Source organism: Pandoraea sp. E26 (assembly GCF_000681415.1).
Classification (GTDB): Bacteria; Pseudomonadota; Gammaproteobacteria; order Burkholderiales; family Burkholderiaceae; genus Pandoraea; species Pandoraea pnomenusa.
This window is the reverse complement of sequence record NZ_AYXJ01000014.1, coordinates 170806-177845: the sequence shown is the minus strand read 5'-3', so window position 1 is coordinate 177845 and position 7040 is coordinate 170806. Positions and strand designations below refer to the sequence as shown.

The 7040-nt window shown below is 63.4% G+C and carries 5 protein-coding genes; 2 read left to right on the top strand and 3 right to left on the bottom strand.

From position 1 onward, the window contains the following. Positions 1–63 precede the first annotated feature (63 nt). Both W930_RS0110820 and hppD read right to left on the bottom strand, forming a co-directional pair. A complete protein-coding gene (locus tag W930_RS0110820; RefSeq protein WP_023597629.1) occupies positions 64–1449 on the bottom strand; it encodes an amino acid permease in 1386 nt (461 codons plus the stop codon). A 190-nt stretch (positions 1450–1639) separates the two neighbouring features. Continuing rightward, complete coding sequence (hppD, locus tag W930_RS0110815) at positions 1640–2713, bottom strand: 4-hydroxyphenylpyruvate dioxygenase (RefSeq protein ID WP_023597628.1); 1074 nt, start codon at positions 2711–2713, stop codon at positions 1640–1642. Positions 2714–3082: 369 nt separating this feature from the next. Between hppD and W930_RS0110810 the strand changes: the two genes are divergently transcribed. Together W930_RS0110810 and leuA are read left to right on the top strand one after the other, a co-directional pair. Further along, positions 3083–3556, top strand: coding sequence for an Lrp/AsnC family transcriptional regulator (locus tag W930_RS0110810; protein WP_023597627.1), 474 nt, complete (start codon positions 3083–3085; stop codon positions 3554–3556). A 348-nt stretch (positions 3557–3904) separates the two neighbouring features. Beyond that, positions 3905–5617 carry a 2-isopropylmalate synthase gene (gene leuA, locus W930_RS0110805; protein ID WP_023873068.1) on the top strand — a complete coding sequence of 571 codons (1713 nt, stop codon included), beginning with the start codon at positions 3905–3907 and terminating at the stop codon, positions 5615–5617. Positions 5618–5800: 183 nt separating this feature from the next. On the opposite strand, the gene pcaF is transcribed toward leuA, so the two are convergent. Then, a complete protein-coding gene (gene pcaF / locus W930_RS0110800) occupies positions 5801–7003 on the bottom strand; it encodes a 3-oxoadipyl-CoA thiolase (protein WP_023597625.1) in 1203 nt (400 codons plus the stop codon). Between the last annotated feature and the right edge of the window lie 37 nt (positions 7004–7040).

Sequence of the window (7040 nt, the reverse complement as noted above, 5' to 3'; positions counted from 1 at the left end):
GGTGGGGTGGGGCGGGGCCGCTCGCGTCGTTCGACGCGCGACGGCCCCGCCCCGCGGCCCGCGTCAGCGCGTCGCGCTCACGGCCACCGGCGCCGCGCCGCGCTTCTGGCGCAGACGATAGCCGATGCCCAGCACGACCAGCCACACGGGAATCAGGTAGACCGAGACGCGCAGATCCGGGATCAGGTACATCACCACCAGGATGCCGCCGAGGAACGCCAGGCACACGTAGTTCGTGAGCGGATACCCGAGGCTCTTGAACGACGTCGTTTCACCGGCACGCGCCTTGGCGCGGCGGAACGCCAGGTGGATCACGCTGATCATCGCCCAGTTGATGATCAGCGCCGAAACGACCAGACCCATCAACAGTTCGAACGCCTTGCCCGGCATGAAATAGTTGATGACCACGCAAACGGCGGTGGCAGCGGCCGACACGCCGAGGGCTGCGAGCGGAATGCCACGGGCGTTGACCTTGAGCAGCGCGCGCGGTGCATTGCCCTGGCCGGCCAGGCCGTAGAGCATGCGGCTGTTGCAGTACACGCCGCTGTTGTACACGGACAGCGCGGCGGTGAGCACCACGGCGTTGAGCACGTTGGCCACGAAGTTGCTGTTGAGTTCATGGAAGATCAGCACGAACGGGCTGCCGCCGGTCACCACCTTCTCCCACGGGTAGAGCGAGAGCAGCACGCCGAGCGCGCCCACGTAGAAAATCAGAATGCGATAGATCACCTGGTTGGTCGCGCGCGGAATGGTGCGCGACGGATCGTCGGCTTCCGCGGCCGTGATGCCGACGAGTTCGAGTCCGCCGAAGGAGAACATGATGACGGCCATCGCCATGACGAGGCCCGACACGCCGTTCGGGAAGAAGCCGCCGTGTTGCCACAGGTTGGCCACGCTCGCCTCGGGACCGGCGTTGCCGGAGAAGAGCAGGTAGCCGCCGAAACCGATCATGCCGACGATGGCCGCGACCTTGATGATGGCGAACCAGAACTCCATCTCGCCATACGACTTCACGCTGGTGAGGTTGATGGCGTTGATGATGCCGAAGCACACGAGTGCCGAGACCCAGGTGGGAATGGCGGGCCACCAGTACTGGACGTAGATGCCGACCGCCGAGAGCTCGGCCATCGACACGAGCACATACAGCACCCAGTAGTTCCAGCCCGACACGAAGCCTGCGAATTGCCCGCAATACTTGTTGGCGAAGTAACTGAAGGAGCCGGCGACGGGCTCGTCGACGACCATTTCACCGAGCTGTCGCATGATGAAGAAGGCGACGACGCCGGCAATGGCATAGCCCAGCAGAACTGAGGGGCCGGCGGTCTTGATGGTTTGGGCGATGCCGAGAAAGAGGCCTGTGCCGATCGCGCCACCCAGCGCGATCAACTGGATGTGACGATTCTTCAGGCCGCGATGAAGCGAGCCTTCGTGTGCTGCGTTGGCGGACATGTCTGTTCCTTACCCTGACTTCGATACCTTGCGACGCGGTCCTCTGCTCTCGTGCTTTCGGCACGAACCGGGACCGTTGAGCCGCCACGGTACGGCGCTCGTGACGCCGATGCCGTGTCCTTTGGGACCCTTCTGCGAGAGAGGGTCATGCGCCCGGCAGCCCGCGGGCCGCCGAGTGTCTCCCCTGGACTCAGACCTTGAGCGTGCCCCGCTCGATCTGGTCGCGTTCGAGCGATTCGAACAGGGCCTTGAAGTTGCCTTCGCCGAAGCCGTCGTCGCCTTCGCGCTGGATGAACTCGAAGAATACGGGGCCGAGCAGCGTCTTCGAGAAGATCTGCAGCAGCAGGCGTGGCTTGCCGCCCTCGGTCGTGCCGTCGAGCAGGATGCCGCGCGACTTCAGTTCGCCCACGGGCTGCCCGTGGCCCGGCAGGCGGGTCTCGAGCGCATCGTAGTAGAAGTCGTTCGGGGCCGTCATGAGATCGACACCCGCCATTTGCAGGTTGTCGATGACCTGGATCAGGTTGTCCGTGAGGAAGGCGATGTGCTGAATGCCCTCGCCATTGAAGGCCATCAGGAATTCTTCGATCTGGCCGCTGCCCTTGGCCGATTCCTCGTTCAGGGGAATGCGGATTTTACCATCGGGCGCAGTCATCGCCTTGGACGTGAGGCCCGTGTATTCGCCCGAGATGTCGAAATAGCGAATCTCGCGGAAGTTGAACAGCCTCTCGTAGAAGTTGGCCCAGTAGGCCATGCGGCCGCGGTAGACGTTGTGCGTCAGATGGTCGATCAGCTTCAGGCCGTGGCCGACCGGATGGCGGTCGACGCCTTCGATGAATTCGAAGTCGATGTCATAGATCGACTTGCCTTCCTCGAAGCGGTCGATCAGGTACAGCGGCGCGCCGCCGATGCCCTTGATGGCCGGCAGGCGCAACTCCATCGGCCCGGTCTCGATCTCGACCGGCTGGGCGCCGAGCGCCAGCGCGCGGGCGTAGGCCTTGTGCGAATCCTTCACGCGAAAGGCCATCCCGCAGGCACTCGGGCCATGCTCGGCGGCGAAGTAGGCCGCTTCGCTCTTCGGCTCGCGGTTCACGATGAAGTTGATGTCGCCCTGACGGTACAGCACGACGTCTTTCGAGCGATGGCGCGCCACCAGCGTGAAGCCCATCTGCTCGAAAATCGGTTCGAGAACATTCGGCGTGGGCGAGGCGAATTCCACGAATTCGAAGCCCATCAGTTGCATCGGGTTGTCAAAGAGGTCGGCCATGTTCGTCTCGGCGAGGTGAGGTGATTTGTGAGGTGGCGGACTCGACGAATCCGGCGAATCCGGTACAGCAGGTCAATCCGGCGCATCCGTTGGACGCCTGCACTGGAAGGTGGTTGTCACGCATCGGAGACGCCGGCGCTTTTGGGAATGCAACAAAATTGTGGTTTGCTGACCGTTGGGTCGGGAAATCGACCACTGCCGGTTCCATCCGCCGGAATCCTTGCGATGACAAGCATTTCGCGTGCATTTACGATACTTTCCGGCGGTCAGTGTAAGTGCGGTGACGCAAAATAGGATTTCGTAACAACGGTAGGGAAACCCTAATTTGTGCATTAAAATTTCTTCACGTAGATTATCTTGGAAATTAAAGTGCATAACATCGAGATTGATCGGATTGACGTACGCTTGTTGGGGATTTTGCAGTCCAATGGCCGAATTTCGAATCTGGAACTGGCCGAGGCGATCAAGCTCTCTCCGGCGCAGACACTGCGGCGCCATCGCCGGCTCGAAGAGATGGGCGTGATCAAGGGCTACGACACGCGTCTGGACGCCCAGCGCCTGGGGTTCAGCGTGGTGGCGTTCGTCCACGTGACGATGGAGCGGGGGCACATCCGTGATCTGTCGAACTTCAAGGGGCTGGTTGCCGAACTCGCACAGATTCAGGAGTGTTTCTCCGTGACGGGCGATATCGATTACGTGCTCAAGGTCGTCGCACGCGATCTGAAGGCGCTTTCCGAATTTCTGCTCGACACGCTCATGCGCATTCCGGGCGTGAGCGCCGTCAAGTCGAGCGTCTGCCTCGACGAGATCAAATGCACATCCGCGGTGCCCCTGACGGGCTGATGGCGCGCCGTTCGTCCCTTGGTGGCGCTGCCATGCTGGGAACCACTTCGACCGGCGCCAGGAATATCGCGGGATGACACTTCATGGTTGACAGTGTCGGAAAATCTGTGCTCTCATGTAAAGCATGATCACCGCGCAATTCCCCCTCTCGCTACGACTACTAGCCCGCTCCACAGGGCTTGGTCCGTTGCTGCGCGCGTGCATCGTCTGAATTCCTCACTGAAGCACCGCTGATTTTCCCCAGTTACGCCGACCTGAGCCCCGGTTCATTCAACCGGAGGTCGTAGCTTATCTGCACCTGCATGCGTCGTCCGGTTGTCACTTTTTGCCGACCATCGAGACAACGCCATGCTGAAGAATCCCGCCACGAAGTACCGTCCCTTCACTCCGGTCAACATGCCGGACCGACAGTGGCCGAGCCGCACCATCACGCGAGCGCCGATCTGGATGAGCACCGACCTGCGCGACGGCAACCAGGCCTTGTTCGAGCCGATGGACGCCCAGCGCAAGATGCGCATGTTCAAGACGCTCGTGGCCATCGGTTTCAAGGAAATCGAAGTCGCATTCCCCTCGGCGTCGGATACCGATTTCAATTTCGTGCGCGAACTGATCGAAGGCGGTCATATTCCCGACGACGTCACCATCGAAGTGCTCACCCAGGCGCGCGACGATCTCATCGAACGTACGTTCGCTGCCCTCAAGGGCGCCCCGCGCGCCATCGTTCACCTCTACAACGCCACGGCGCCGGAATTCCGTCGCATCGTCTTCAATCTCGACCAGCCGGGCGTGAAGGCACTCGCCGTGTCCGCCGCCAGGACGATCAAGCGCTGCGCCGACGCCGCGCCCGAAACGCAGTGGACGCTGCAGTACAGTCCGGAGACATTTACCGGCACGGAACTCGAGTTTGCGAAGGACGTTTGCGACGCCGTGTTCGACGTCTGGCAGCCGACCCCCGAGCGCAAGTGCATCGTGAACCTGCCCGCCACGGTGGAGATCGGCACGCCGAACTATTACGCCGACCAGATCGAGTGGATGCACCGCAACCTCGCACGTCGCGATTCGCTGATTCTGTCCGTGCACCCGCACAACGATCGCGGCACGGCGGTGGCGGCCGCCGAACTCGCCGTGATGGCAGGCGCAGATCGTATCGAAGGCTGCCTCTTCGGTAACGGCGAGCGTACCGGTAACGTCGATCTCGTCACCCTGGCGCTGAACCTCTATACACAAGGCGTGGACCCGGGCCTGGACTTCTCGAACATCAACGACATTGCCCGCACGTCGGAAGAATGCACGCAGTTGCCGGTGCATCCGCGGCATCCGTACGTCGGCGACCTGGTGTTCACCGCGTTCTCCGGCTCGCACCAGGATGCCATCAAGAAGGGCCTTGCCGCGCAAAAGGCCGACGCGATCTGGGAGGTGCCGTATCTGCCGATCGACCCGAGCGATCTCGGCCGCACCTACGACTCGATCATTCGCGTGAACAGCCAGTCGGGCAAGGGCGGCATTGCGTACCTGCTCGAGCAGGCCTACGGCGTGCAAATGCCGCGCCGTCTGCAAGTCGACTTCAGCTCGGCCGTACAGCGCTACACCGACGAGACCGGCGCCGAAGTCACCGCTTCGCAGATCTGGCAACTGTTCCAGAAGGAATACGTGAGCGCGGCCGAGCCGGTCGCCTACATCGGTCACACCCTTTCGGAGCGCGATGGGCGCCAGCATATCGCCGTGACGGTCGACATCCATGGCCAGCGCACGACGGTGTCGGGTGCGGGCAATGGTCCGCTCGACGCGCTGATGAATGCGATGCGCACGCCGGTGCGCGTGCAGCACTACGAGGAGCGCGCGCTCACTCAAGGCGCGGATGCGCGCGCCATCGCCATCGCCGAAATGGCGGGCGAGGCGATTGTGGGCAGTGCGTTCGGTGTCGGGATCGACGCGAACCTGACCACGGCGTCGATCCGCGCGGTCATCAGCGGCATCAACCGCGCCTATGCCCGCAGCGATGCGCAGGCGCAGGCCGGATTCTTCGGTGGTGTGATGCGCGACGTCGCCAAGGCGGTCTGAGCGCCGGAAGCTTCAGAGCAGGAGAGTGCAGGAGACATTGGGCAGACGAGTCCCGCGCCGCACCGATCGTGCGGGCGGGACCTCGGGTGCGGCAGGGTGGGACTTATCCGGTTCCACATGCGCGCCCGGCCCGAAGACATCGGCGGGGAATACGGGCGTACGGGGCGTACGAACGTACGCGCGTTACACCGCTTCGATGGCGATAGCGATGCCTTGGCCGACCCCAATGCACATCGTACACAGCGCGAAGCGGCCACCGGAACGCTTGAGCTGATACATCGCCGTCGTGACCAGACGTGCGCCGCTCATGCCGAGCGGATGGCCCAGCGCAATGGCGCCGCCGTTCGGATTGACGCGCAGGTCGTCGTCGGCCACGCCGAGCTGTCGCAGCACGGCAAGGCCCTGGCTCGCGAATGCCTCGTTGAGTTCGATGACGTCGAACTGATCGAGCGACATACCGAGCCGCGCGAGCAGTTTTTGTGTTGCGGGAGCCGGACCGATGCCCATGATGCGCGGTGCCACGCCTGCCGTCGCCATGCCCAGGATCCGGGCGCGCGGCGTCAGGCCGAAGCGCGCCGCGCTCGCCTCGTCTGCCAACAGCAGTGCGCAGGCGCCGTCGTTGACGCCAGAAGCGTTGCCGGCGGTCACGGTCCCATCAGGGCGTACCACGCCCTTGAGTCTGGCAAGCGCTTCCATGCTCGTGGCGCGCGGGTGTTCGTCGCGATCAACGATGATCGCCTCGCCCTTTTTCTGGGCGATGGACACCGGCGTGATTTCCTCGGCCAGCGTGCCGTTCGCTTGCGCGCGCGCCGCCTTTTCCTGCGAGCGCACGGCGAAGCGGTCCTGATCCTCGCGACTGATGCCGAACTCGGTCGCCACGTTCTCGCCCGTCTCGGGCATCGAATCCACGCCGTACTGCGCCTTCATGAGCGAATTGACGAAACGCCACCCGATGGTCGTGTCGTAGATTTCCGCCTGGCGCGAAAACGCGCTTGCCGCCTTGCCCATCACGAACGGGGCGCGGCTCATGCTCTCCACGCCGCCGGCGATCATCAGTCCGGCTTCGCCCGCCTTGATGGCGCGCGCCGCGGTGCCGATGGCATCCATGCCCGAGCCGCAGAGGCGGTTGAGGGTGGCGCCCGGCACGTCCTGCGGCAATCCCGCGAGCAGCGACGACATGCGCGCCACGTTGCGGTTGTCTTCGCCGGCCTGATTGGCGCAGCCGAAGATCACGTCGTCGATCCGCGTCCAGTCCACGTTCGCATTGCGCGCCATGAGCGCCTTCAGGGGAATGGCGCCGAGGTCGTCGGCACGTACGGAAGACAGCGCGCCGCCGTAGCGGCCGATCGGGGTGCGAATCGCGTCGCAGATAAAGACTTCACTCATGCTGGAACCTCATCGGATGGAAAATCGCCGGGTCGCA

Bases quoted from the DNA above. Each gene is read 5' to 3' on its own strand.
- hppD (WP_023597628.1), bottom strand. From the start codon at position 2,713: ATGGCCGACCTCTTTGACAACCCGATGCAACTGATGGGCTTCGAATTC.
- pcaF (WP_023597625.1), bottom strand. From the start codon at position 7,003: ATGAGTGAAGTCTTTATCTGCGACGCGATTCGCACCCCGATCGGCCGC.
- leuA (WP_023873068.1), top strand. From the start codon at position 3,905: ATGCTGAAGAATCCCGCCACGAAGTACCGTCCCTTCACTCCGGTCAAC.
- W930_RS0110820 (WP_023597629.1), bottom strand. From the start codon at position 1,449: ATGTCCGCCAACGCAGCACACGAAGGCTCGCTTCATCGCGGCCTGAAG.